The sequence below is a fragment of the Nocardia macrotermitis genome (genome assembly GCF_009604405.1).
In the GTDB taxonomy this organism is placed as follows: domain Bacteria; phylum Actinomycetota; class Actinomycetes; order Mycobacteriales; family Mycobacteriaceae; genus Nocardia; species Nocardia macrotermitis.
This window is the reverse complement of sequence record NZ_WEGK01000002.1, coordinates 215,301-241,275: the sequence shown is the minus strand read 5'-3', so window position 1 is coordinate 241,275 and position 25,975 is coordinate 215,301. Positions and strand designations below refer to the sequence as shown.

20 protein-coding genes are annotated in these 25,975 nt (G+C 67.6%); 5 read left to right on the top strand and 15 right to left on the bottom strand.

Annotated elements, in window-relative coordinates; translation table 11 throughout:
- Nucleotides 1-14: 14 nt before the first annotated feature.
- The 3 genes from NRB20_RS04995 to NRB20_RS04985 form a co-directional block, all read right to left on the bottom strand.
- Nucleotides 15-539: a DinB family protein gene (locus NRB20_RS04995; protein WP_153408034.1), complete on the bottom strand. Its 525-nt coding sequence runs from the start codon at nt 537-539 to the stop codon at nt 15-17.
- Between the two features lie 82 nt (nt 540-621).
- On the bottom strand, nt 622-3,504 hold the full coding sequence (gene topA, locus NRB20_RS04990) for a type I DNA topoisomerase (RefSeq protein WP_153408653.1): 2,883 nt from the start codon (nt 3,502-3,504) through the stop codon (nt 622-624).
- Between the two features lie 326 nt (nt 3,505-3,830).
- A complete protein-coding gene (locus NRB20_RS04985) occupies nt 3,831-4,037 on the bottom strand; it encodes a cold-shock protein (protein ID WP_011206895.1) in 207 nt (68 codons plus the stop codon).
- Nucleotides 4,038-4,536: 499 nt separating this feature from the next.
- Here NRB20_RS04985 and NRB20_RS04980 point away from each other — a divergent pair, with 499 nt between their 5' ends.
- Nucleotides 4,537-6,861, top strand: coding sequence for a DEAD/DEAH box helicase (locus NRB20_RS04980; protein ID WP_227833260.1), 2,325 nt, complete (start codon nt 4,537-4,539; stop codon nt 6,859-6,861).
- Nucleotides 6,862-7,167: 306 nt separating this feature from the next.
- Here the strand turns inward: NRB20_RS04980 and NRB20_RS04975 are convergent, their stop codons facing one another.
- The 7 genes from NRB20_RS04975 to ssd all read right to left on the bottom strand — a co-directional run bounded on the left by NRB20_RS04975 (nt 7,168) and on the right by ssd (nt 13,089).
- Nucleotides 7,168-7,533, bottom strand: a complete 366-nt coding sequence (locus tag NRB20_RS04975) for an Rv3654c family TadE-like protein (protein ID WP_153408032.1) — start codon at nt 7,531-7,533, stop codon at nt 7,168-7,170.
- Nucleotides 7,530-7,844, bottom strand: coding sequence for a TadE family type IV pilus minor pilin (locus NRB20_RS04970; protein WP_319944486.1), 315 nt, complete (start codon nt 7,842-7,844; stop codon nt 7,530-7,532). Before NRB20_RS04970 ends, NRB20_RS04975 begins: the two co-directional genes overlap by 4 nt.
- 71 nt (nt 7,845-7,915) lie before the next feature.
- Nucleotides 7,916-8,101, bottom strand: a complete 186-nt coding sequence (locus NRB20_RS04965; RefSeq protein WP_153408649.1) for a DUF4244 domain-containing protein — start codon at nt 8,099-8,101, stop codon at nt 7,916-7,918.
- Between the two features lie 90 nt (nt 8,102-8,191).
- Entirely contained in the window at nt 8,192-8,785 is a 594-nt protein-coding gene (locus NRB20_RS04960; protein WP_153408031.1) for a type II secretion system F family protein, read from the bottom strand.
- 393 nt (nt 8,786-9,178) lie between these two features.
- Complete coding sequence (locus NRB20_RS04955) at nt 9,179-9,973, bottom strand: hypothetical protein (protein ID WP_153408030.1); 795 nt, start codon at nt 9,971-9,973, stop codon at nt 9,179-9,181.
- A 587-nt stretch (nt 9,974-10,560) separates the two neighbouring features.
- Nucleotides 10,561-11,748 (bottom strand): TadA family conjugal transfer-associated ATPase, encoded by a 1,188-nt coding sequence (locus NRB20_RS04950; RefSeq protein ID WP_153408029.1) that lies wholly within the window; start codon nt 11,746-11,748, stop codon nt 10,561-10,563.
- 252 nt (nt 11,749-12,000) lie between these two features.
- Nucleotides 12,001-13,089, bottom strand: a complete 1,089-nt coding sequence (gene ssd, locus NRB20_RS04945) for a septum site-determining protein Ssd (protein WP_153408028.1) — start codon at nt 13,087-13,089, stop codon at nt 12,001-12,003.
- 769 nt (nt 13,090-13,858) lie between these two features.
- On the opposite strand from ssd, the gene NRB20_RS04940 reads away from it, so the two are divergent.
- On the top strand, nt 13,859-14,641 hold the full coding sequence (locus NRB20_RS04940) for an HAD family hydrolase (RefSeq protein WP_319944582.1): 783 nt from the start codon (nt 13,859-13,861) through the stop codon (nt 14,639-14,641).
- A gap of 369 nt (nt 14,642-15,010) precedes the next feature.
- Here the strand turns inward: NRB20_RS04940 and NRB20_RS04935 are convergent, their stop codons facing one another.
- The 5 genes from NRB20_RS04935 to NRB20_RS04915 all read right to left on the bottom strand — a co-directional run bounded on the left by NRB20_RS04935 (nt 15,011) and on the right by NRB20_RS04915 (nt 21,100).
- Complete coding sequence (locus NRB20_RS04935; RefSeq protein ID WP_319944485.1) at nt 15,011-15,751, bottom strand: Fic family protein; 741 nt, start codon at nt 15,749-15,751, stop codon at nt 15,011-15,013.
- Between the two features lie 33 nt (nt 15,752-15,784).
- Nucleotides 15,785-17,530: a dipeptide ABC transporter ATP-binding protein gene (locus tag NRB20_RS04930; protein WP_153408027.1), complete on the bottom strand. Its 1,746-nt coding sequence runs from the start codon at nt 17,528-17,530 to the stop codon at nt 15,785-15,787.
- Between the two features lie 7 nt (nt 17,531-17,537).
- Nucleotides 17,538-18,491, bottom strand: a complete 954-nt coding sequence (locus NRB20_RS04925; protein ID WP_153408026.1) for an ABC transporter permease — start codon at nt 18,489-18,491, stop codon at nt 17,538-17,540.
- Entirely contained in the window at nt 18,484-19,410 is a 927-nt protein-coding gene (locus tag NRB20_RS04920) for an ABC transporter permease (protein WP_153408025.1), read from the bottom strand. The genes NRB20_RS04925 and NRB20_RS04920 overlap by 8 nt, the downstream gene beginning before the upstream one ends.
- A 79-nt stretch (nt 19,411-19,489) precedes the next feature.
- Nucleotides 19,490-21,100, bottom strand: a complete 1,611-nt coding sequence (locus tag NRB20_RS04915) for a peptide ABC transporter substrate-binding protein (protein ID WP_227833219.1) — start codon at nt 21,098-21,100, stop codon at nt 19,490-19,492.
- Between the two features lie 375 nt (nt 21,101-21,475).
- On the opposite strand from NRB20_RS04915, the gene acs reads away from it, so the two are divergent.
- The 3 genes from acs (at nt 21,476) to NRB20_RS04900 (ending at nt 25,643) form a co-directional block, all read left to right on the top strand.
- Complete coding sequence (gene acs, locus NRB20_RS04910) at nt 21,476-23,428, top strand: acetate--CoA ligase (protein ID WP_153408023.1); 1,953 nt, start codon at nt 21,476-21,478, stop codon at nt 23,426-23,428.
- Between the two features lie 717 nt (nt 23,429-24,145).
- A complete protein-coding gene (locus tag NRB20_RS04905; protein ID WP_227833218.1) occupies nt 24,146-24,652 on the top strand; it encodes a phage holin family protein in 507 nt (168 codons plus the stop codon).
- Between the two features lie 22 nt (nt 24,653-24,674).
- Nucleotides 24,675-25,643 (top strand): alpha/beta fold hydrolase, encoded by a 969-nt coding sequence (locus tag NRB20_RS04900; protein ID WP_319944484.1) that lies wholly within the window; start codon nt 24,675-24,677, stop codon nt 25,641-25,643.
- The last annotated feature ends 332 nt before the right edge of the window (nt 25,644-25,975 follow it).

Sequence of the window (25,975 nt, the reverse complement as noted above, 5' to 3'; positions counted from 1 at the left end):
TCCACCCCGCGCCCTCAGGCCCCGCGCTGATAGGTGGAATTCGCGCCGTCCAGCGCCTCTCGGATGATGTCGGCGTGGCCGCTGTGCTGGGTGATCTCGCGGAAAACGTGCATCAGCGTGAAACGCACTGTCCACCAGACACGTTCGGGAACCCACGGCGAGATCGGCGTGGGAATCGAGGTATCGAGGCTGTCCACCTCCCGGACCACCCGGGCGGTGTTGTCCGCCACCGTATCCCACTCCTTCAGCAGCCCCTCGACGGTCTCCTCCGGAGCCATGCGGTACTCCGAATCGAACTGTGACACATCGAGTTTCGAGTTCTCGTCGCGTTCGACGACGATGCCCGTCCAGTGCCGTTCACAGTTGATCACGTGATGCAGCAGGCCTCCGAGCGTCAACTCGCTGACGGTGCTGCGCTCGCGCGCCTGTGCGTCATCGATACCGCGCAGGGTGATCCGGAACAGCTCGCGCTGTTCGTCGAGCATCGCGATCAGATCTTCCCGTTCCTGATCGCGGTGCTCGGTCAAGGGTGCGGTCATCGGATGTCCTTCCGCTCGAGCCGTGTGAAGCATCCCGGGTTGGCGACACACTACGGCAGAACACCGACAGAAGACCGCGCTATTACGACTTGGTCGTGGCTGTCCTGGCAGCGGTGGTTTTCTTGGCCGCGGTCTTCTTCGCGGTCGTCTTCTCCGCTGCGGTGGTGGTGGTCTTCTTCGCCGCGGTCGTCTTCTTCGCGGCGGTCTTCTTGGCCGGAGCCTTCTTCGCCGCCGCCTTCTTGGCCGTCTTCTTCGCGACCTTCTTCACCGGGGCCTTGGCCCGGCGATCGGCGAGCAGTTCCGAGGCCCGCTCATCGGTGATCGATTCGACCTCGTCGCCCTTGCGCAGACTGGCGTTGGTCTCACCGTCGGTGACGTACGGCCCGAACCGGCCGTCCTTGATCACCATCGGCTTCCCGGTCGTCGAATCGTTCCCCAACTCCCGCAGCGGCGCGGCGCTCGCGGCCTGCCGCCCCCGGCGCTTGGGCTCGGAGTAGATCTTCAACGCCTCGTCCAACGTCACCGAGAAGATCTGATCCTCGCCGGTCAACGACCGCGAATCGGTGCCCTTCTTCAGATACGGCCCGTACCGCCCGTTCTGCGCGGTGATCTCCTCACCCGACGCGGGATCCTTACCGACCACCCGCGGCAGGGACAGCAGCAACAGCGCGTCCTCGAGCGTGATCGTGGCCAGATCCATCGACTTGAACAGCGATCCCGTGCGCGGTTTGGGCGCGGCGGCCTTCTTCGCACCCTTCTTGGGTTCGCCGTCGTCCTCGGGCTCGGGCAGAATCTCTGTCACATAAGGGCCGAAGCGTCCCTCTTTGGCCACGATCCGATGCCCGCTCTCCGGATCGACACCCAGCGACCGCCCCTCCTGCGGGGTCGAGAACAGTTTCTCGGCGACCTCGGGGGTCAGCTCGTCCGGCGGCAGATCATCGGGCAGATTCGCGCGCTGCGACACCGGATCACCATCGGGATCATCCGGATTGACGACCATCCGCTCGAGATACGGCCCGAACCGCCCGACCCGGACCACCACGTCGCGGCCCTGCTCGTCGGCGAACAGCTTGATCGAGTTGACCGAGCGGGCATCGATGTCGTCGAGCTGCCCGCCGACCATCTTCTTCAGGCCGCCGGTGCGCGCGATCGAATCCTCCGCACCGTGATCGCCGCCGAAGTAGAAGCTGGTCAACCAGTTCCCGCGCTGCTCGCGTCCACCGGCGATGGCGTCGAGATCGTCCTCCATGGCCGCGGTGAAATCGAAGTCGACCAGGCGGCCGAAATACGCCTCCAACAGCCCGATGACCGCGAACGCCACCCACGAGGGCACCAGCGCGTTCCCGCGCTTGTAGACGTAGCCGCGATCGAGAATCGTCTTGATGATCGAGGCATAGGTCGACGGACGACCGATCCCCAATTCCTCCAGCGCCTTGACCAGCGACGCCTCGTTGTAGCGCGGCGGCGGATTGGTGGTGTGCCCCTCGGGCGTCAGCTCGGCCGCGGTGACGCCCTGCCCCTCGGCCAGCGCAGGGAGACGGGACTCGGCGTCGTCGGACTGACTGCCCGAATCCTCGTCGACGCTCTCCACATAAGCCTTGAGGAAACCCGCGAACGTGATCGTGCGACCCGACGCGGAGAACACGCACGGAATCCGGCCCTCGTCCAGCCCGGCGTGTCCGGTGATACGCACGGTCAGCGTGGTGCCGCGCGCATCGGCCATCTGCGAGGCGACCGTGCGCTGCCAGATCAGCTCGTACAACCGGAACTCGTCGTGATCCAGGCGCGCGTGCAGCTGACCGGGCGTGGCGAAGGTGTCGCCCGACGGGCGGATCGCCTCGTGTGCCTCCTGCGCGTTCTTGACCTTGCGGGTGTACTGCCGCGGCGTCGGATGCACGTATTCGGCCCCGTACAACTGGGTGGCCTGCGCCCGCGCGGCCGCGATCGCCGACTCCGACAACGTGGTCGAGTCGGTACGCATGTAGGTGATGTAGCCGTTTTCGTAGAGCCGCTGCGCGACCCGCATCGTGCGCTCGGAGGTGAACCGCAACTTGCGCGCGGCCTCCTGCTGCAACGTGGAGGTCATGAACGGCGCGTACGGCCGACGCGTATACGGCTTGGACTCGACCGAGGTGACCTCGAAATCGGCGCCGTCCAGCGCCGCCGCGAGCCGCCGCGCGTACGCCTCGTCCAGCACGGTGACGCCGCTGGCGGTCTTGAGCTGCCCGTCCGGACCGAAATCACGTCCGCCCGCGACCCGCGACCCGGCCACCGTGACCAGCCGTGCCCCGAAGGTCCGCGGATTGGCCGCATCGGCCTCGCCGCCGCCCGCGTCGAATTTCGCCGCGATATCCCAGTACTCCGCCGACCGGAACGCCATCCGCTCACGTTCGCGCCGCACCACGATGCGCGTCGCGACGGACTGCACCCGGCCCGCCGACAACCGCGGCATGACCTTCTTCCACAGCACCGGGCTGACCTCGTAGCCGTACAGCCGGTCCAGGATGCGCCTGGTCTCCTGCGCGTCGACCAGGTCGTTGTCCAGTTCGCGGGTGTCGGCGGCGGCCGCGCGTATGGCGGGCTCGGTGATCTCGTGGAACACCATGCGCCGCACCGGCACCTTGGGTTTGAGCGTCTCGAGCAGATGCCACGCGATCGCCTCGCCCTCACGGTCGGGGTCGGTGGCGAGATAGAGTTCGTCGGCGTCCTTGAGCAGGTTCTTCAGCTCGGAGACCTTGGCCTTCTTGTCCGGGCTGACCACGTAGATGGGCTCGAAGTCGTGATCGACGTCGACGCCCAGGCGCGCCCAGGACTCACCCTTGTACTTGGCGGGCACGTCGGCGGCGCCGCGCGGCAGATCCCGGATGTGACCGACGGACGCCTCGACGACGTAGCCGCGGCCGAGGTAGGGGGCGATCTTACGGGCCTTCGTCGGTGACTCGACGATGACGAGACGACGCACCAGGCTGCCGGTATCAGACGCTGCCTCGGAGTTCGGCGTTGCACCGCGGTCTCGTGTTGCCACCGGCGAACACACCTTTCCTGTCGACCCGCGCGGCACGGGGAGGCGCAGCGCGCGGCTGGGGCAAGCTGAGGGAACCGATGTCCCCTGCCAGAGACGTTTATACCCTGTTCATCTGCCGTACCGGTGGCACGGCAGGTCCGCAGCACCTCTGGTACGGCGAGTTGATAGCCCCGTTTTGCGGTCGAGTGTACTTGCCCCGAATACGGCTCGTCCCTCACCGCCGTGGGCGGTGAGGGACGAGCTTGCGGTTTGCCTCGGCTGCGTGCTCAGCTGAGCGCGCGGACGCCGGTGGCCTGCGGGCCCTTGGTGCCCTGGCCGACCTCGAATTCGACCTTCTGGTTCTCCTCGAGGGTGCGGAAGCCCGAACCCTGGATCTCGGAGTAGTGGACGAAGACGTCAGCGGAGCCGTCCTCGGGCGCGATGAAGCCGAACCCCTTCTCCGCGTTGAACCACTTCACAGTTCCCTGTGCCATTCTGTTCCTTCTCTTTCCATACCGGAACGGCGGACAAGGTAGGTTCGTCCACCGGGTCCGTTCCGACCGCTGTACCCTGTTCCCCCTGCGGGAAGTCCTAAGCACACCGTTCGCAACATCGATCCTGCTGATGGTTTTGGACCTTTGATCCGTTCCCTCGAACACAGAAGCTTGCGACCAGGAACCAGTGAACCATGTCTTCGAGCAATTCGACAGTCGGGTTACCGACAATTTGCAAAAAAGATGATCTTGCGAATGCGCAGGTACGGGGCACAATGCCCAAATCCGTACTTCAGGTAGGTTTGCTTGCTGATAACCGGCTGGAAGTCAGGCAAACGGGCTGTGACGCAGATCGCTACTCGGTAGTGAAAACGCTGGTGAGCCACACACGGCACACAGCTTTCGCACAATGCGCACGCATCAGGGAGCTCGCTTGCTAGAACCGGCCCACCCCACCACCGCCGCGATTCCCGGAACCGATTCGAGCTATGGGCGATCGTTGCTCAATCGTGTCCGAATCGGACTGCCCGACAGTTCCGAACGTCTCACCCATGTCACCGAATTACCGGCGCGTGCGGCACAGGTCACGGCCTGGCCGGGGTGGGTATCGCCGGATGTGATCGAAGCGTTACGGAATTCCGGTGTCGAGGCGCCGTGGTCGCATCAAACCCGTACCGCCGATCTGGCTGCGGCCGGAAAGCATGTGGTGGTGTGCACCGGCACCGCGTCGGGTAAATCCCTCGGTTATCAACTGCCGGTACTCACCGCATTGCGGGAGGATCCGCGCGCGACGGCGCTGTATATCTCGCCGACCAAGGCACTGGGTGCCGATCAGCTGCGCGCGATCGGCGAACTCAGCCACCAGGGGCCGCTGCGCGATATCCACGCCGCGCCCTACGACGGCGACACCGCCACCGAGATCCGGCAGTGGGTGCGGGCCAACGGGCGCTGGATCTTCACCAACCCCGACATGCTGCATCTGAGCATGCTGCGGTCGCATCAGCGATGGGCGCGGGTGCTGCGGCGGCTGCGCTATGTGGTGGTCGACGAATGCCATGCCTACCGCGGCGTGTTCGGCTCGCACGTCGCGTTGGTGCTGCGGCGGTTGCGGCGGCTGGCCAGGTATTACGGGGCGGATCCGGTGTTCGTGCTGTGCTCGGCCACCACCGCGGATCCGGCCGCGGCCGCATCGCGGCTGATCGGTGCACCGTGCGAGGCCGTCACCGCGGACGGGTCGCCGCAGGGGGCGCGCACGGTGGCGCTGTGGGAGCCGGCGCTGCTCACCACGGTGACCGGGGAGAACGGCGCGCCGGTGCGCCGGGCGGCCACCGCCGAGGCGGCGCGGATCATGACCGATCTGGTGGTCGAGGGCGCGCGCACGCTGACGTTCGTGCGGTCGCGGCGGGCCGCCGAGGTGGTGGCCATGGAAACCCGCCGCATGCTCGCCGAGGTCGATCCGGAACTCGGTCGCCGGGTGGCCGCCTACCGGGCCGGATATCTCGCCGAGGACCGCCGCGATCTGGAGGCCGCGCTGGCCGACGGCTCCCTGCTCGGGGCCGCGACCACGAACGCGCTCGAGCTCGGTGTGGACATCGCCGGGCTCGACGCCGTGGTCGTCGCGGGTTTTCCCGGGACGGTCGCGTCGTTCTGGCAGCAGGCCGGGCGGGCCGGGCGGCGCACGCAGGGCTCGCTGGTGATGCTGGTGGCCCGGGACGATCCGCTCGACACCTACCTGGTCCGGAACCCGGACGCGCTGCTGGGACGCCCGATCGAGGCGACCATCACCGACCCGCGCAACCCGTACGTCCTGGGCCCGCATCTGCTGTGCGCGGCGCTGGAGAATCCGCTGACCGACGCCGAGGTGACGGAGTTGGGCGCGACCGAACTGATCGCCGACCTGGCCGATCAGGGCCTGATCCGGCGGCGGCAACCAGCGAAGGGACCGGCGCGCTGGCATCTGACCGCGGACCGGCATCCGCACGACGGGGTCGACGTGCGCGGCGGTATCGGCACGACGGTGGCGATCGTCGACACCGAGACCGGCCGGCTGCTCGGCACCACCGACGCGGGCCGGGCCCCGGCCACGCTGCACCCCGGCGCGGTACATCTGCATCAGGGTGAGAGCTACGTCGTCGACGAACTCGATCTCGACGGCGGCGTGGCCTTCGTGCACGCCGATCAGCCCGGCTGGACGACCAGCGCCCGCGCGGTCACCTCCATCGCGATCGACGAGATCGACGCCGAACGCGCGCACGGCACGGTCACCACGGCCCTGGCGCAGGTGCGGGTGAGCCGCCAGGTGGTCGGCTACCTGCGCACCCTTCCCACCGGTGAGGTGCTCGACCTCGTCGAGCTGGACCTGCCGGAGCAGACGCTGCCCACCCGGGCCGTGCTGTACACGGTGACCCCGTCGCTGCTGGCTCGCGCCGGTATCGACCCGAAGCGGGCGCCCGGCGCGCTGCACGCCGCCGAACACGCCGCGATCGGGATGCTGCCCCTGGTCGCCAGCTGCGACCGCTGGGATATCGGCGGGGTGTCCACGGCCGAACATCCCGATACCGGACTGCCGACCGTCTTCGTGCACGACGGGCATCCCGGTGGTGCGGGCTTCGCCGAACGCGGCTTCCACCGGCTGCGCACCTGGCTGCGGGCGACGCTGGCGGTGATCGAGTCGTGCGCGTGTCCGAGCGGCTGTCCATCCTGTGTACAGTCACCCAAGTGCGGCAACGGCAATCAGCCGTTGGACAAGGCGGGGGCCGCGGCCCTGCTGACCGCGGTGGTCGCCGAACTCCCCGACGATGACGACGCCCGGCCCGTTTCGTGACGAGGCGGTCATCGACGCGATGCCGGACCGCGACTCGGAGCGACAGCTCGGACGATGCCCGTCCTGCGGGCGGCGTCACATACGGCGGCTCCGCGGTATGGGTCATGTGAAACATGTTCATGTTAACTGGACCGTTGCCAATTCCCCTGAACAATCTGAAGTCGAATGCCGTCAATGACACTTCATCGATCAATTCGTAAATCCCCGAAGCCGAATTGTTCAATTGTCCAAATAGCTCCTCGAAGGCATATGGGCGAACACAGATCGCCACTCTTGCACATTCTTTGAACACCAACCGCTCGGTATTCATTTGTCTTGTTCAATGCTTGCCGGGCCCGCCCGCGCGACGGCCCGGACATCCGGTGTGCCGAGCGGTCCCAGCGCGGCGGTGAGTTCGGCGACCACCGTGACGTCCCAGCCGTCGACCACGCAGGACCGCACCCGCACCCGCATGCGCTGCCCGAGGTCGCGGGCCCGGGCGCAGGCGTCGGTTCCGGTGGCCAGCGCACCGGCGGCGGCCAGGGCACCGAGATCCGCCGCGGCCTGGGCCCGGTGCCGCGCGATGATCACCACTCCGACCTGCACGAACAGCAGTGTCGCGGCCAGCAGTGCGGTCAGCGCCAGACAGGCCGTCACGGTGGCGGCGCCGCGTTCGGTGGGCCGGGGCGTCATCCGGGCTCACCTGGTTCCCGGACCGCGACCGCGTCGGCGTGCAGTCTGAGCATCGGCAGCAACGGCACCCGCACCGAGACGACGGCGATGATCTCGTCCCCCTCGGTGCGCAGGGAGACCTCCGCGCCGGTCGGGGCGACGCGCAACGCCGCCGGTTTCGCCTCGGCGTCCGCACCCCGGGCCGCCAGCCGCGCCGCCTCCCGCGCGGCGTCGACACAGCGCACCTGTGCCGCGGCCGCCAGTAGCGTGCCCAGGCACAGCACGACCACGACGAGGAGGGCGGCCAGCGCAATGGCCGCCTCCACCGTCACCGCGCCCCGATCGCCGGGCCCGCACCGCGAAACCGTTGCGGCCGTGGGTATCCGCTGTGCGCGGCCATGTCTCACACCGAGGTGTTGAGCGCTTTGTCGATGATCTTCGTGAGGGCGTTCACGATGGAATCGCCCGTGACCACCGAGTAGAGCACCGCACCGAAGGCCGCCGCCGCGATCGTCCCGATCGCGTATTCCGCGGTACTCATGCCCTCCTCGGCGACCAACGCCCGCAGCAGGCGCACACGTAACTCCAGTACCGCCGATCGAACCGCTACCAGCACCGTTCTCCCCTTTCGTCATCTTCTCCGTCACCGGCGCGGACGTTCCGCGCCGGAGTTCTCCGCTCACCACCCACCGCCGAGCACCCGCGTGGCCAGGCCGATGACGACCGGCACGATGCCCAGGCAGACGAAGGCGGGCAGGAAGCACAAGCCCAGCGGGCCGCCGATGAGCACCCCGGCCCGTTCGGCCCGGGCCGCCGCGGCGTCTTCGACCGTGGCACGGCACTGTCCAGCCAGTTCGCTCACCGCGTCCGCCAGACACGCGCCCGAGCGGGCCGAACGCGCCGTCAACCGGGCCAGTGCCCGGACATCGTCGGATCGGGCCTCCTCGGCCACCCGCCGCCACGCATCGGGCTGATCCGCACCCAAAGCCAGCAGATCCGCCACCCGATGCAGGGCCGCGCCGAGTTCGTCCGGAGCGGTCGAAGCCACCGCCCGCGCCGCGACGGCGACCGGCAGCCCCGCCCGCAGGCAGGCCGCCAGCAGATCGAACGCCGACGCCGTCCCGAACCGATCCGCCCCACCACCCCGCCCCCGCGGCCGCGAAACCCGTTGCGCCGCACCGAGTACCACCCGCCGCCGCAACGCCATCACCGCCGCGTCCCCGGGCACACAAACCAACGCGACCACCAACAACAGCAGCCCACCAACAACCATCACCCCTCCCCTCACTCGTATCCGAAAGCGCCCCAACACAACTCCCCTCATCCCCATCGGCACCACGCACACCACCGCCGCCACCCCCGGCCCACGCACACCACCGCCGCACTCGATGCACGTGCATTCCGCCACGGTCATGGCCCGATATCCCAACCGACCGGCACCGCAACGTCCTCACGACACACCCCCGACACCGCAAGCGCAGCCCCCTCGTGGCTACCGAACAGCTATGCCCCGAGAGCCACGCCGCACCGCCCCGACGCCACCTAGCGCGAAGATCTACACCCGTAAGACTGCGCCGGAGCAGGGCAGAGCAGTGCCCGGACCGAGCCTTGCGAGTTGTGCTGGGCGGCCGGATCGTCCGGTGATGTGCGGGATTCGGGTGGGGGCTCACGTTGGTACCTGGGAGGTGATGGCGTCGGCCCAGAGGAGGCCGGTGCAGATGAGGGCTGTGCCGAGAGGGAGGAGGAGGGTGCCGGGGCCGGGGGTCAATAGGACGTGTAGTGGGGCGGCGTGCATCAGGTGGCCCAGGGCCAGGCCCAGGAGGGGGAGGGTGGACAGGAGGACGGCGCTGGCTCGGGCACCGGCGAGGGCGGCGGTGGTTCGATCGCGGAAGCGGATGCGGCCGGCGAGGTCCGAGCGGGCGGCGGTGAGGAGTTCGGCCAGGGCCAGGCCGTGGTGGTCGGCGAGTTGCCAGGCGTCGGCGATGCGGGCGAGGTCGGCGGCGATGACGGAATCGGGGGTGCGCAGGCCGGCCGCGGCCGAGCCGCCGAGGCGACTGCGGGCCGAGCCGATGGCGAACGCGCGGGCCGCGATGCCCTCGACCTCCTCGGCCGCGACCGCGGCCGCCGCACTGGGATGCGTGCCGACCCGCAGCTCGCCGATCACGGTCTCCAAACCTTCCAGCAGCGCAACACATTCGGCTCGATGCCGCCGAGTCTCGCGCGCCCGACGCCGACGCAGACCGACCGTCGCCACCAGCAGCAGCGCGGCCAGAAACGCACCGATTCCGGCCACAGCCGCTGCTGCGACACCGAGACCCGCACCAACCCGGAACAGCCGGTGCGAAGACACTTTTCGAGCATCTCCGCGCACCCCGAACAGCGCCCGATAACGCCGGGTACCCGCCGAATGCGGCACCGCGAACAGCGCGACCGCCAGACAGACCAGGGCCAGCGGCGACATCACCGGACCCCCTGTTCGTCAAGCACCCGATGCAACGGTGCGACCGCGCGAACGGCCAAGGCCGGCGGCGACATCATTGGACGCCTCGTCCGTCGAGCAGCCGGTCCAGCGGCGCGACAGACCAGAGCGAGCGGCGACGTCATCAGAAACCCCCGTTCATCGAGCAACCAACGCAGCCGTGCGACCGCCCGACAGACCAACGCCAGCGGCGACGTCATTGGACGCTCCCGTCCATCGCGCAACCGACGCGGCGACGCGACCGTCCGACAGGCCAGAGCGAGCGGCGGCGTCATTGCGAACTCCGTTCGTCGAGCACCCCGACCCAGCGATGCGAACACGCGACAAGGCAGAGCTGGCGGCGACATCATTGGCCACCCCGCTCATCGAGCACCCGCCCCAGCGGCGCGAACACGCGACAAGCCAGAGCTGGCGGCGACATCATTGGACGCTCCCGTCCATCGAGCAACCGACCCAGCCGCCCAAACACGCGACAAGCCAGAGCAAACCGCGACATCATCAGGCACCCCGCTCATCGACAAGCCGACGCGGCGAAGCGACGGCGGGGTAGGCCAGGGCTGGCGGTGGTGTCATCGGATGTCTCGTTCGTCGAGTAGCCGATTTAAGGGTGCGGCGGCGAGAGTTGGTGCGTCGTCGGCGCGCCAGGCTGCGTCGATGTGTACCCGGCCGTCTTGGTCTCGGACGACCAGGCCGATCTCGCTCAGGGCGCGGGTGCCGTCGCGGTGGCGGTGCACGTGCAGGATCACCTGGATGGCTGCGGCGAGTTGACTGTGCAGGGCGGCGCTGTTGAGGCCGCCCAGTGCTGCCAGGGCCTCGAGCCGGGCCGGGACCTCGCGTGGGGAGTTGGCGTGTACGGTGCCCGCGCCGCCATCGTGGCCGGTGTTCAGCGCGGTTAGTAGGTCGATCACCTCGGGGCCGCGCACCTCGCCGATGACGATGCGGTCGGGGCGCATCCGCAGTGCCTGACGCACCAGATCGCGAACGGTCACCGCCCCGGCACCCTCCACGTTCGGCGGCCGTGCGACCAGACGCACCACGTGTGGATGTGGCGGGGCGAGTTCGGCGGCGTCCTCTACGCAGACGATGCGCTCGGCCGCGTCGACCTTGGCCAACAATCCGGAAAGTAGCGTAGTTTTTCCAGCCCCGGTACCGCCTACGACCAGAAATGCCAGCCGCGCGCGAATGATGCGCTCCAGCAACACCTTCGCCTCGGCCGGGACGGATCCGGTGGCGACCAGCGCGTCGAGCCCCTGGCTCGCGGGACGCAGTACGCGCAGCGCCAGACAGGTGCCGCCGGGCGCGATCGAGGACAGCACCGCGTGCAGCCGCACGCCGAACGAATCCCCCAGCACGCCGGTGCCTTCCGGCAGTCGCCCGTCCACCCACGGCTGCGCATCGTCGAGCCGTCGCCCCGCGGCCAGTGCCAGCCGTTGCGCCAGCCGCCGCACCGCGGCCTCGTCCGGGAACACCACCGACGTGCGCTGCAACCCCTGCCCACGATCCACCCAGACCGAATCGGGCGCTGTCACAAGCACATCCGACACCCGCGCATCGTGCAGCAGCGGTTCGAGCATCCCGGCCCCGGTCATCTCGGTCTGCAACAACCGCAGCACCCGCAGCAGATCCGTATCCCCGAGCACCCCACCCGCCTCGGCCCGGATCGCCGCCGCGACCCGCGCCGGATCGGCCTCCCCCGACTCCACCGCCAACCGCTCCCGCACCCGATCCAACAACTCGTCACTCACCGTGGCACCCATCACCCACCCCCTCCCGCACCTGCGCCGGTGACACCCGCAGCCATCCAACGCCTGCGCACCCCACGGCCGGATGCAGGAATCCGCCACTCCGGTCGGCCACATCTGATGCACTTGCATTTACAGAGCCGTCAACGGTGTCCGGGCGAATGTGGTTCTCGGGCCACGAAATACGGTTCACCTGGTCCGATAACCGCTTATGGACGATCTTGGGGTGTGGGTGTTCTCGCATCGGCGGATGCACAGACGGATGGGTCATCGGTCGTCCTCGCTGAGAAGAGACAGGACGGATTCGGCGGCTGCGCGGAGCGGGCCGCGGGGAACGGCCAAACCGGTGCGTTCGAGCTGGCCGGAGAGGCCGGGTTGAGCGCGAACGGCGGCGAGCAGGGGAATACCGAGGGCTTCGGCGACCTCGTCACCGTGCAGACCGCCGGGGGCAGGGCCGCGAACTATCAACGCCTGGTTGGGATTTCGATGACGTATATGAGCCATCGCGGCGCGAGCCGCGGCGATCGAACGCAACCTCGGCGTCGCGACGAGCACGACCAGATCCGCGCCGTCGAGCATCTGATCGGCGTGCGGGCCGCGTTCGCGGGAGATGTCGCAGACGACCAGATCACCCGCGGCACGGCCCGCGTCGAGCACCGCGCGCACCGCACCGGGACCGATCTCGGCCGGAGCGGCATCGGGGGCGGTCCGGCCGCAGGACAGCACGCGCAGGCCGGGCGCGGCCTCCGGGAGCGCGTCGCGCAACGTCGCTGCGGCCACCCGGCCGTCCTCGACGACCAGATCGGGCCAGCGCAGCCCCTCCTCGGATTCGATGCCCAGCAGCAGATCCAGGCCACCGCCGAACGGGTCCCCGTCGACCAGGATGGTGCCGGGGCGGAAGCGAATCGTGGACGCGGTCAACGCGATCGCACCGGCCAGCGTGGACGCACCGGCCCCGCCGCCCGTGCCGACCACCGCGACGACCGCACCACCGCCGTCGACCGCCGAGCCGGATTCGGCGAACACCTCGATCAGCTGATCAGCGCCCGCCGGTAGGCCGAGCACCAGCTCGGCGCCGCCGGTGATCGCGGCCTCCCACTGCTCGGCCCCGGGCTCGCCCTCGCCGACCAGGATGGTGCCCGAGCGACGCGGATATCCGGCCGCGGCGCATTCGTGCGCGGCCGCCGTGTCGAGAATCACGAGCGCGGCCTCGGTCCAGGCGAACCTGCCGATCGGCATGGAATGTTCGGCCAGCTGCCGATCCGCGGCCGCCGCGATGCGCCGGACCTCCTCGCGCAACCGATGTCCGGAGATGAGTGTCAGGACCGGGGACTGCTCCGCTGTAACGGTGTTCATGCAGGTCAGCCTCGCCCGAATACCGTTGCGCCACCAGAGGTTACCGGCCGGTTGTGGATAACTCGGGGGGTGTTGGCAAAAACAGAACTCCCGGTACCACCTATCTCCCCGCAGAATGCACCGCCCGAAGCGAACGAGCCGATCCCCAACGGCCACACGGAAATCCCCGAACGCCCGCGCAAGCTACCGGACGACCACCGCGGGTCCCGGACAACTGCACAGGGACTTCACCATGACCACAGCAGCAGTCCCCACAGACCCCCACTGGCAGTCCACAAACCGCGGCAACAGTCCACAGACCAAGGCGGCAGTCCGCATAAACCACGCCAACAGTCCGCACAAAGCAGGGCAACAGCCTGCGCAAACCACGCCAACGATCGGCGCAACCACAGAGGGAACCCGGAACGCCCCCGGACAACCTGTCCGGAAATAGAGGACGGCCCCAGCCGGGGGGGGGAGGAGGCTGGGGCCGTCGGGGTTCAGCCCCGGGGGGTCGGGCTGAACGCTCCTGGACTATGTCCAGGTGCCAGCAATACTACACCCAGAACCGGGCCGAAACGCAAGTGCAGTGGGCGAGGAAGTTTTCGGGGCCGATCCGGCATCGGGACGGCAAATCCGATCGGCGCGCGGATCGGCGGGGCCCGACGCCCCTCGGCAACCCTCGAGGGCGAAATTTCCCTATCCTGGACCGGTGACGGCCGAGGGCGACCAGACAGAACTCCACAGCACAGCGCTCCACTCATCGGAGACGAACGGGCATCGCGGACGCGTGGCGGCGTTCTTCGACCTGGACAAGACGGTGATCGCCAAGTCCAGCGCGTTCGTGTTCAGCAAGCCGTTCTTCGATCAGGGTCTGATCGATCGCCGGACGGTCCTGGAGAGCAGTTACGCGCACTTCCTGTACATGCTCTCGGGCGCGGATCACGACCAGATGGAACGGATGCGCGAGCATCTGACCAAGATGTGCGCGGGCTGGGATGTGGCCCAGGTGCGCGCCGTGGTCGCCGAGACGCTGCACGAGCTGGTCGATCCGCTGATCTACGCCGAGGCGGCGGATCTGATCGCCGACCACAAGATCCGCGGCCACGATGTGGTGATCGTCTCGGCGTCCGGCGAGGAGATCGTCGCGCCGATCGCCGCCGCACTCGGCGCCAAGTACACCGAAGCGACCCGCATGGTGGTGGAGGACGGCAAGTACACCGGCGAGGTCGAGTTCTACTGCTACGGCAAGGGCAAAGTCACCGCAATCGAAAAACTCAGCGCCACAGAGGGTTACGACCTGTCCCGCTGCTACGCCTACTCCGATTCGTTCACCGATCTGCCGATGCTGTCGGCGGTCGGCCACCCCACCGCGGTCAATCCGGACCGAAATCTGCGACGCGAGGCCATCTCTCGCGATTGGCCGGTGCTGACGTTCTCGAATCCGGTCTCACTCTGGGCGCGCATCCCGGCCCCGTCCTCGACCACGCTCGCGGCGACGATCGCGGTCTGCGTGAGTGCCCTGCTCGCGGGCGCGATCAGCTACCGGCTGCTGCGTCGGCGCGCTTTCTGAAATCTTTCCGCAGGTCTTGAATGTGAGGCGGCTCACAGGTAAGAATGGACTCACGGAAGGACGGAAGGCCAGGATCGAGGCGGAAGAGAAGCGTCGGGCCCCCATCCCACCCTTCCCAGCACGGACGCCGGGCACCCACGCGGAGCGCGCCGCGACAGGGCAGCAGCGTTGTGGGCCTGCGAGATTCGGGTTCTTGTCGGCAATGGCCTCGCACAGGTTGCGGGGATGAACCGCCAGGGTCCGGAGAATCGCCGAGGCCGCGGAATACACAACCCCAGAAAGCACGCCTGGTAACCAGGTGGTCCGTGCTAGCGGGCGGTGAGGTCGTCGACGACACGCCGCCCGTTTCGGTGTGTAGGCTACCCGCCCTCAGACGCTGTCGGCGATGGACCGGGCCTCACGCGCCCCGTCCTCGAATGCCCCGCAGCACAACACGACCCAGCCGCCGACGCCCTCGACCGTGCCCGCGCCGAACCCGGCCGCCGCATCCAGATACGCCTGCCGACGCCGCAACCAGAACACCTCGGGCACCCCGAGACTGTGCGGATCCAGCCCACTGGACACCGAGACCAGCCGCGAGGCCGCCCGCGCCACCACACCGTCACCGGCGCCGAACGGCCGCAGCGCCAGCAGCTCACCGTGCACCACCGCCGCGATGACGGGTGCGGGCGCGTTCGAGGTCAGCACGGTCTGGGCGAGCAGATCCAGCCGCTCGGCGATGTCCCCACCCACGCGCGGACGTCCCAGCTGTTCAGGGTCCTGGACCAGATCCGCGGCCGCGAGCAGATGCAATCGGGCCAGTGCCTGGAGCGGCGCGCGCTGCCAGACGCCGACCAGATTCTGCAGCGCCTCGCCGTCGAGGGCCTGCCCGACCCGCAACGCGCCGGTCAGGATCGGATCCCCGACACTCCCGGGTTCGGGCAGTTCGGTACTACCGCCGTCGATCGCCGCCGAGGACCGCGCCGCCCGCACCGCGGCCTCCGCGGCCGTCGTCGGCCAGCCCCGCCGGTTGGCCTGATGCCGATGCACCTCGGCCAACGCGTCACGGGCGCGATCGGCCGCGTCGCGTACGCCGGGCAGGTCGGCCAGGGGTTGCAGCACATCAGTCACGAACGCACACGCTACTCGAGCGTCCGTGTCCGGCTAGGACAGTGTCAGCAGATCCCGGCCCGGAATGGCCTCGAGCAGGTTGCGGGTGTACTCCTGACTCGGCGCGGCGAAGACCTCGTCGGTGGTGGCCGATTCGACGACCTTGCCGTTCTGCATGACCAGCACGTCATCGGCGATCTGCCGGACGACGGCCAGGTCGTGCGTGATGAACAGATACGACAACCCCAACTCGGCCTGCAACTCGTTGAGCAGGGTCAGGATCTGGGCCTGGACCAGCACGTCCAGCGCCGAGACCGCCTCGTCGCACACCACCACCTCGGGTTCGAGGGCCAGCGCGCGGGCGATCGCGACGCGCTGACGTTGCCCACCGGACAGCTCGTTCGGATAACGCCGCATCACCGACGCGGGCAACGCCACCTTGTCCAATAGATCGCGCACCTTCGCCTCGCGCTGCGCCGCATCGCCGATCTTGTGCGTGCGCAACGGTTCCTCGATGGTCCGGTAGATCGAGTACATCGGATCCAGTGAGCCGTACGGGTTCTGGAAGATCGGCTGCACGCGACGTCGAAAAGCGAACGCGCCCTTGCGATCCAGATCCGCGACGGGCTTGCCCTCGAAGGTGACCGTGCCCGAGGTGGGATCCAGCAGACCCAGCACCATCTTCGCGACCGTCGACTTCCCCGACCCCGATTCACCCACGATCGCCATCGTGGTCCCGCGCGCCAACCGGAACGAAACCTCGTCCACCGCACGGAATTCCGTGGTCTTCCAGGGGGATCCGCCGCGCACTTTGTACACCTTGGTGAGCCGGTCGGCGACCAGGACGTCGTCGGTGACCGAGGCGATCTCGGCATCGGCCGCGGCCACCTGCTCGGCGACGTGCACCGCCCGTTCCCGCACCTCCGCGCGCCGACTCACCGACGCGCGCTGCTGCGCCACCAGCGACGGCGCGGAACTCACCAGCCGCTTGGTGTACTCGTGCTGCGGATTACGCAGAATCCGCAGTGCCGGACCGGATTCCACCACCCGGCCGCGATACATCACCACCAGGTGTTCGGCACGTTCGGCGGCCAAACCCAGGTCGTGGGTGATCAGCAGGACCGCGGTACCCAACTCGCTGGTGAGCTCGTCCAGGTGATCGAGAATGCGCCGCTGCACCGTGACGTCCAGCGCCGAGGTGGGTTCGTCGGCGATGAGCAGCCGCGGCCGGCACGCCAGCCCGATCGCGATCAGCGCACGCTGGCACATACCGCCGGAGAACTCGTGCGGATACTGGTTGACCCGATTCGCGGCGTCCTCCATCCCCGCCTGCTCGAGCAGCGTGACGGCCTGCTGCTTGGCCTCCTTGCCATGCGCGATCCCATTGGCCGCCAACGTTTCCCGCACCTGGAAGCCGACCGTCCAGACCGGATTCAGATTCGTCATCGGATCCTGCGGGACGAAGCCGATCCCGTTTCCGCGCACCGCGAGAATCTCCCGGCTCGACGCCGCGGCGAGATCCTTTCCGTCGAAAAGGATTTCACCGCCGGTGATCTTCCCGGTGCCGGGCAACAGATCGATGATCGCGTGCGCGGTGGTGGATTTCCCGGAGCCGGACTCCCCCACGATGGCCACCGTCTGCCCCGGATACACCGACAGGCTCACCCCGCGCACGGCGGGCACCTGTTTGCGATCGGCCGTGAAAGATACTTCGAGATTACGGATTTCGAGCAGCGGGCCATCCTGGGAGGTCACGATCGCGGCCGCCGATTCCCCGGAAGTCTGTGTCGCATCGGTCATTTCGCCCTCACCTCTTGCGCGCTTTGGGATCGAGCGCATCACGCACCGCGTCACCGAGCAGAATGAAACTCAGCACCGTCAACGCCAATGCCGTTGCGGGATAGAACAGAATCGCCGAGGTCCGGATCGACTGCTGATCCGCGGCGATGTCCGCACCCCAGGACACGACCGTGCGCGGCAGTCCCACACCGAGATACGAGAGCGTCGCCTCGGTCACGATGAACACGCCCAGCCAGATGGTGGCCACCACGATCAGCGGCCCGGCCGAGTTCGGCAGCACGTGCCGCACCAGCGTGCGCAGCGGGGAAACGCCCAAAGACTTTGCCGCCGTGACATATTCGCTGTTCTTGGCCTCGATGACCGCACCGCGCGCGATCCGCGCGGCCTGCGGCCAGGTGAACGCGGCCAGAATCAGGATCACCGTCCAGATCGTGCGCGAATTCAGCAGCTGCATCAGCACGATCGCCGCCAGCACCAGCGGCAAGGCGAAGAAGATCTCGGCCACCCGGGACACCACCGCGTCCAGGATCCCGCCGTAGAACCCCGCGATCGCGCCGAGCGTGCCACCGATCAGCACGAACAGCACGGCCGCGCCGATACCGCACAGCACCGACGCGCGCGTCCCATAGATGGTGCGCGCGTACACATCACAGCCCTGCAGGTCGAATCCGAACGGATGTCCCGCGCGGTGCCCGGCCATACTCAGCGCGGTGTCGCAGTAGCGCGGATCCAGGCCGGTGAACAGCTGGGGCCAGGCCGCGACGAGCAGTACCAGCACGATCAACACGGCACCGACCACGAAGATCGGATTGCGCCGCAACTGCCGCCAGGCATCGCGCCAGATGCTGGTCGGCGAACCGGCGTCCTGCACCCGGTCGGTGGCCAGCACCTCGACCTCGTCCGGCGGTGCGACGTAGTACTCCTGGGTACGGCGCTCGACGCCGTAATCGTTGTCAGGCATAGCGAATCCGTGGGTCGAGGGCGGCGTAGAGCAGGTCGACGACGAGGTTCGAGAGCAGGAAGATGACGATCAGCACGGTCACGAACGACACCACGGTCGGCGCCTCACCGCGGATGACCGCCTGGAACAACGTGCCGCCCACCCCCGGGATATTGAAGATGCCCTCGGTGACCACCGCACCCGCCATCAACGCGCCCAGATCGGTGCCCAGGAAGGTGACCACCGGAACCAGCGAATTGCGCAGAATGTGCACGGTGATCACCCGGCGCCGACTCAGTCCCTTCGCCGTCGCGGTGCGGACGTAATCCGCGGACATGTTCTCCGCCACCGAATTTCGGGTCAGTCGCAGCACATAGGCGAACGACAGCGACCCGAGCACGATCCCCGGCACGATCAACTGTCCCCAGGGCGCTTTACCGGACACGGTGACCGGCGCGATCCCCCATTTCACCCCGAGCAGGAACTGCGCGAGAAAACCCACCACGAAGATCGGCACCGCGATGATGACCAGACTGATCACCAGCAGCGTCGAATCGAACAGTTTGCCCTTGCGCAGTCCGGCGACCAGACCGAACGCGACCCCGAGTACCGCCTCGACGAGGATCGCGATCACGCTGAGCCGCAACGTGATCGGGAACGCGCGGGCCAGTTCGTCGCGTACCGGGCGTCCGGAGAACGCCGTGCCGAAATCGAGGGTGAAAATCCCCTTCAGATAGTCCAGATACTGAATGATGAACGGCTGATCGAGATGGTAGCGAGCACGCAGTGCGGCCTCCAGTCCTGGCGTCATCGGTTTGTCACCGGCCAGTGCCCGGATGGGGTCACCCGGAATGAGGAAGATCATTGCGTAAACGAGCAGCGTCGCCCCGATGAAAACGGGAATCATCTGAAGCAGTCGCCGCACAACGTACCAGGCCATATGTGCCTCCGCGGTCGATGGCCGGGGCCGTGCCGAACCGCCGGTGGCGGAATGTCGGCGCGGCCCCGGCTCCGTGCAACTAGTTCTTCACGATGTTCTCGAAGTCGAACAACCCACACCAGGTGAGCTTTGCCGACTTCACATTCACCGAATATCCGCCCGTGCCTTTGTAATCCAGCACCGGGATATCGGCCATATCGCGGAACAGCACCGCCTGGGCCTGGGTGATCACCTTGTAGGAATCCTCCGGCGTGGCCGCGGACTGCGCCTGCACCAGCAGGTTGTCGAACTCGGGATCGGAGTAGCCGACATCGTTTGTCTCCGAACCGGTTTGGTACTGCGAGGTCAGGAATTCCAGCATCGACGGGTAGTCGCCCTGCCAGCCGTAACGGAACGCCTTGCCGATCGTCTTGCTGTGCACCTGATCCCGGATCTGCTTGAACGTCGGCAGCGGAGTCCCCGACGCGTCGATACCGAGAGTGTTCTTGATGCTGTTGGCGGTCGCCTCGACCCACGCCTGATGCGTACCGTCCGCGTTGTAGGCGATCTCGAACTTGCCGGACCACGGCGAGATCGCGTCGGCCTCGGCCCACACCTTCTTCGCCTCGGTCGGATTGTATTGCAGCACTTCGTTACCCGGCACGTTCGGGTTGAAGCCGGGCAGCGTGGTCGCGGTGAAGTCCTTCGCCGGGCCCTTGGTTCCGTGGAAGATGGTGTCGGAGATCTGTTCCCGGTTGATGGCCATCGAAATGGCCTTGCGCCGCAACAGTCCTTCCTGACCGCCGAAGTGCGGGAGCGAACTCTGGATGCCGATGTGCTCGCTCTGCGCGGTCGGCTTCACGATGGCGCGGTCGCCGAGATCCTTCTTGAACGTGGTCAGCGCGTTGTTCGGAATCCGGTCGATGGTGTCCAGATTGCCCGCGAGCAGGTCGTTGTAGCCCGCCTCGTAGCTCTGGTACATCTTGAACTGCAAGCCCTTGTTCTTGGCGGGCCGGCCACCGTGGTAGTCCGGATTCGGCACCAGATCGATCGAAACCTGGTGCTGCCAGGCGCCATCGCGCGCGAACTTGTACGGGCCGTTGCCGATCGGGTTCTCCCCGAACGCCTTCATATCCTTGTAGGCGACGCTGGGCAGCGGGTAGAACGGCGCGAAGCCCAGTTGCAGGGTGAAGTCGATCGACGGGTTCTTCAGGTCCACGGTGAAGGTGTGGTCGTCGACCACCTTCAGGCCCGACATCGTCTGTGCCTTGGGCGGATTCGTGGACAGGTCGTCGTAGCCCTGGATCAGGCTGAACGCCCAGTTCTGGTTCTGGCCGTTGGTGCTGAGCGCACCGTAGTTCCAGGCGTCGACGAACGACTTCGCCGTCACCGCTTCACCATTGGTGAACTTCCAGTCCGGCTTGATGGTGATCGTGTAGTGCTGCCGATCGGTGGTGTCGATCTTCTGCGCCATCTCGTCGTGCGCGTTGCCGTCGGCGTCGTAGTACTTCAGCCCGGCCCACAGCCGGTCCACCACGCGACCGCCCATGTTCTCGTTGGTATTGGTCGGGACCAGCGGATTCTGGGGTTCGGAGGCGAACGTGGTCACCACCCCCTCGTCCACACCGCCCCCGGACGAACAGCCGGTCAGTACCAGACCTGCCGCCAGTAATGCCGCCGCGGCCAGCGCGGTAATCGTCTTGACTCTCAACGCATTCTCCCGATTCCAGGACGGGCGAGACGACCGGCGGCGTGCACGGGGTCTCCATGCACGGGCCGGTCGATCGCCAGATGTGAATCGGACATTAGCCATACAACCGGATGTTGTCAGCGGATCCACCCCGGTTCGCGCGTCCTGTTAGCAAACCGGCAACATGACCGACCCATTGCGGGCGATTCGGTTGACACCTTGCACAATTGCCTAGGCACAGCGCCGAGTTCGCCGCCGACACGCCGGGACGCACCGGACAACGGAGTCGACGCCGGATCGACCCTCGGGACCCGCCCACGACAGGTGTCGCGGTCCGTTACTGTCGGAATGTGGCCGCGCTCACCCCCGGCTGAAGCATGCGAAAGAAGAGGCGAGATGACCGAGAACACCGCTGATCACCTGAAGGCGTATCCGCCGACCGCGGAATTCGCCGCCGCGGCCAATGCCGATGCGTCCCTGTACGACCGGGCCGCCGCGGACCGTGACGCGTTCTGGGCCGAGCAGGCCAACCGGCTGCATTGGCACGAGCCGTTCAGCCGGGTGCTGGACTGGGACGACGCCCCCGTCGCGCGCTGGTTCGGGGACGGGAAGCTGAACGTCGCCTACAACTGTGTGGATCGGCACGTCATCGACGGGCACGGCGATCAGGTCGCGATCCATTGGGAGGGTGAGCCCGGCGATGCACGCGCGATCACCTACGCGCAGTTGCTGGCCGAGGTGTCGCAGGCCGCGAATTACCTGACCGAGCTGGGTTTGCGGGCCGGTGACCGGGTCGCGATCTACATGCCGATGATTCCCGAGGCGATCGTGTCCATGCTCGCGTGCGCGCGGCTGGGGCTGACGCATTCGGTGGTGTTCGCCGGATTCTCGCCCAGTGCGCTACGGCAGCGGATCGATGACGCGGCCGCCCGCCTGGTCATCACCACCGACGGGCAGTGGCGTCGCGGTAAGGCCGCCCCGCTCAAGGAGGCCGTCGACGAGGCGCTGATCGGCGGCTCGCACAGCGTCGAACACGTACTCGTGGTGCGCCGCACCGAGATCGAGGTGCCCTGGACCGAGGGCCGCGACCTGTGGTGGCACGACACCGTCGCCGGGGCCGGCACCGAACACGAGGCCCAGGCGTTCGAGGCCGAGCATCCGCTGTACATCCTGTACACCTCGGGCACGACCGGGAAACCCAAGGGCATCCTGCACACCACCGGCGGATATCTGACCCAGGTCTCCTACACCCACCACAACGTCTTCGACCACAAACCGGGACAGGACGTGTACTGGTGCACCGCCGATATCGGCTGGGTCACCGGGCACAGCTACATCGTCTACGGGCCGCTGTCGAACCGCACCACGCAGGTCGTCTACGAGGGCACCCCGAACTTCCCCGATGAGCACCGGCACTGGCAGATCATCGAAAAGTACGGCGTCACAATCTATTACATCGCCCCCACGCTGGTGCGCACGTTCATGAAGTGGGGCCGGGAGATTCCCGACGCGCACGATCTGTCCTCGATCCGCGTGCTGGGATCGGTCGGCGAGCCGATCAACCCGGAGGCGTGGCGCTGGTACCGCGAGGTCATCGGCGCGAACACCGCACCCATCGTGGACACCTGGTGGCAGACCGAGACCGGCGCGATCATGATCTCCCCGCTGCCCGGCGTCACCACCGCCAAACCCGGCGCCGCCATGACCCCGGTGCCCGGTATCTCGGCGAAAGTCGTGGACGAGGAAGGCAATCCGGTCACCCTCGGCGAAACCGAGGCCAACGGCTACCTCGTACTGGATCAGCCCTGGCCCTCGATGCTGCGCGGCATCTGGGGCGATATGGAGCGTTACCAGGCCACCTACTGGGATCGCTACGGCGACAAGGGCTGGTACTTCGCGGGTGACGGCGCGAAACTCGACACCGACGGCGACCTGTGGGTGCTGGGCCGCGTCGACGACGTCATGAACGTCTCCGGACACCGCATCTCCACCGCGGAGGTCGAATCCGCCCTCGTCGGACACTCCGGCGTCGCCGAGGCCGCCGTCGTCGGGGCCAGCGACGACACCACCGGCCAGGGCATCGTCGCGTTCGTCATCCTCACCGCCGAAGCCAAGAACACCGGCCAGGACCTCGTCGCCGAACTCAAAGCCGAAGTGTCCCGCGAGATCAGCCCCATCGCCCGGCCCCGCGAGATCCACATCGTCCCCGAGCTCCCCAAGACCCGTTCGGGCAAGATCATGCGCCGCCTGCTGCGCGACGTCGCCGAGGGCCGCGAACTCGGCGACACCTCAACCCTCGTGGACCCCAACGTCTTCGAGGCCATCCGCACCCAGAAGACCAACTGGTAGGGCTGTATTTTTGGCCTCCGCTCCGCTCCGGCAGGTTTTCGGCGCCCGTGTGGCTCGTCGTTCAGCCCTCGAGACTCGGCCTTCGGCCATGCGCTGTGTCTTTGGCCTCCGCTCCGCTGCGGCAGGTTTTCGGCGCCCGTGTGGCTCGTCGTTCACCCCTCGAGACTCGGCCTTCGGCCATGCGCTTCGAGGGCTGAACGACGAGCCGCGCCGAAAACCCTTGGAGCTGGCCTTGTTGAGCCTTTCGCTTCGCGGGCGATTTCCAGCCGGACGGAGACGATTCGCCCCTGGGCGCGTTGGTTGTTGCGTTGGGTTGGCTCGGTGGCTTGCTGGCTCGTCGTTCAGCCCTCGGGACTCTGCCTTGGGTCTTGCGCTTCGAGGGCTGAACGACGAGCCGCGCCGAAAACCTTTGGGGTTGGCTTGTTGAGCCTTTCGCTTCGCGGGCAACTCCCGGCCGGACGGAGACGATTCGCCGCTGGGCGCGTTGGTGGTTACGTTGAGCCGAGACGTCGGCTCTATGGTGGTGTGGTTCGCCCTTGGACCATGCGCTTGCCGGGTTGAACGACAAGCCGCGCCGGTAATGGCGTGTTGGTGATGGTGCAGCGCCGCGTTCCAACGGTTCGGCGCTACTGTTGCGGCGGGCGGTATACGACGGAGTTCGGCGGCGTGCACCGAGCCCGAGCCGGACAGCACAGGGACAGGGAGAAGGGTCGAGCATTGAGCTTCACACAGGGCGGTAACGGGCAGGGCGGCGACGGTGGCCGGGCCATTACCTCTATTCCGCTGTCCGAGGTCGACACCACGCGCACCGCGAGCATCGGAGACCTGGTTCGCGATGCCACCGAACAGATGTCGACGTTGGTCCGCGCCGAGGTCGCGTTGGCCAAGGCCGAGGTGACCGGGGAGATCCGCAAGGGTGTGCAGGGCAGCGTCTACTTCATCGTCGCGCTGACCATCCTGCTGTTCTCCAGCTTCTTCTTTTTCTTCTTCCTCGCCGAACTGCTCGATGTGTGGCTGTACCGGTGGGCGGCGTTCCTGATCGTGTTCGCGCTGATGATCGTGGCGACAGTCGCATTCGCCCTGCTCGGATATCTGAAGGTGCGCAAGCTGCGGGCGCCGGCCAAGACCATCAGCACCCTGAAGGAGACCCGCAGCGTGCTGCCGCAGGGACTCGGCGCGCACGCCGTGGACGCCGACGATGCGGTCGGCACGTCGGGTCGATAGCGCGCCGATTACGCTTTCCGGCGTGTCGTCTACCCCGAGTCCGGATCCGTCGAGCGTCCGCTACGACGGACCGTGGACCCACAAGGACGTGCATGCCAACGGCATTCGATTCCACATCGCCGAGGCCGCGCCCGGATCCGTTGCGCGCGCGCATGATTCGGTAGCGGCCGAGACGACCGCCCCGCTGGTGCTGCTGTTGCACGGGTTCGGCGACTTCTGGTGGTCCTGGCGCCATCAGTTGACCGGACTGGCCGAACTGGGTTTCCGCGCGGTCGCGGTGGATCTGCGCGGTTACGGCGATTCGGACAAGCCGCCGCGCGGCTACGACGGCTGGACCCTGGCCGGTGACATCGCCGGACTGGTCCGCGCCCTGGGCCACACCGACGCCACCCTGGTCGGCCACGCCGAGGGCGGGTTGGTGTGCTGGGCGACCGCGGTCCTGCATCCGCGGCTGGTGCGGTCGATCGCGGTGATCAGTTCCCCGCATCCGGCCGCGCTCAAGCAGGCCGTGCTGCGCGACGGGCGGCAACGCCGGACCTACCTGCCGAACTTCCTGCGTTATCAGCCGCCCCGCTACGGCGAACGCCTGCTCACCGCGCAGGACGGTTTCGAGGTCGAACGACTGCTGCGGCAGCGGGCCGGAACCGGCTGGTCCGGATCGGCCGAATTCGTCGACACCGCCCGCCGCATGCGCGCGGCCATCCGCATTCCCGGCACCGCGCACTGTGCTCTGGAATATCAGCGCTGGGCGTTCCGCAGCCAGTGGCGTCCGGACGGCCACCGCTTCATGTCCGCGATGCGCGCGCCGGTCCACATCCCGGTCCTGGCCCTGCGCGGCGAATCCGACGACTACATCCTCGACGCCACCATCCGCCGCGGCCGACGCCTCTCCCCCAACCGCCGCATCGTAACCCTCACGGGCGCAGGGCATTTCGCGCATCAGGAGAGCCCGCAGCAGGTCACCGCAGAGCTGGCGAAGCTGCTGTCCTGAACTCTCAACGGCAACAACCGATTTCGGAGCGGCACGGATAGCGCCCGAACCACGATCGGCCACCGGGCACATCTCCCTGCGCCCGAATCGCTACCAGGTCGCCCGACACCTCGGCCCCGACCGAATCGCTACCGAGCCACCCGACATCTCGGCCCCCGACCGAACCGCTACCGAGCCACCCGACATCTCGGCCCCCGACCGAACCGCTACCGAGCCACCCGACACCACGGCCCCCGACCGAACCGCTACCGAGCCACCCGACACCACGGCCCCCGACCGAACCGCTACCGAGCCACCCGACACCACGGCCCCCGACCGAACCGCTACCGAGC

What these genes read in the sequence shown, in the direction of transcription:
- NRB20_RS04985 (WP_011206895.1), bottom strand. Translation starts at nt 4,037, where the DNA reads ATGGCACAGGGAACTGTGAAGTGGTTCAACGCGGAGAAGGGGTTCGGC.
- NRB20_RS04960 (WP_153408031.1), bottom strand. Translation starts at nt 8,785, where the DNA reads ATGGTTGTTGGTGGGCTGCTGTTGTTGGTGGTCGCGTTGGTTTGTGTG.
- NRB20_RS04930 (WP_153408027.1), bottom strand. Translation starts at nt 17,530, where the DNA reads ATGACCGATGCGACACAGACTTCCGGGGAATCGGCGGCCGCGATCGTG.
- acs (WP_153408023.1), top strand. Translation starts at nt 21,476, where the DNA reads ATGACCGAGAACACCGCTGATCACCTGAAGGCGTATCCGCCGACCGCG.
- NRB20_RS04925 (WP_153408026.1), bottom strand. Translation starts at nt 18,491, where the DNA reads ATGCCTGACAACGATTACGGCGTCGAGCGCCGTACCCAGGAGTACTAC.
- NRB20_RS04975 (WP_153408032.1), bottom strand. Translation starts at nt 7,533, where the DNA reads ATGACGCCCCGGCCCACCGAACGCGGCGCCGCCACCGTGACGGCCTGT.
- NRB20_RS04920 (WP_153408025.1), bottom strand. Translation starts at nt 19,410, where the DNA reads ATGGCCTGGTACGTTGTGCGGCGACTGCTTCAGATGATTCCCGTTTTC.
- NRB20_RS04995 (WP_153408034.1), bottom strand. Translation starts at nt 539, where the DNA reads ATGACCGCACCCTTGACCGAGCACCGCGATCAGGAACGGGAAGATCTG.
- ssd (WP_153408028.1), bottom strand. Translation starts at nt 13,089, where the DNA reads ATGAACACCGTTACAGCGGAGCAGTCCCCGGTCCTGACACTCATCTCC.
- NRB20_RS04950 (WP_153408029.1), bottom strand. Translation starts at nt 11,748, where the DNA reads ATGGGTGCCACGGTGAGTGACGAGTTGTTGGATCGGGTGCGGGAGCGG.
- NRB20_RS04955 (WP_153408030.1), bottom strand. Translation starts at nt 9,973, where the DNA reads ATGTCGCCGCTGGCCCTGGTCTGTCTGGCGGTCGCGCTGTTCGCGGTG.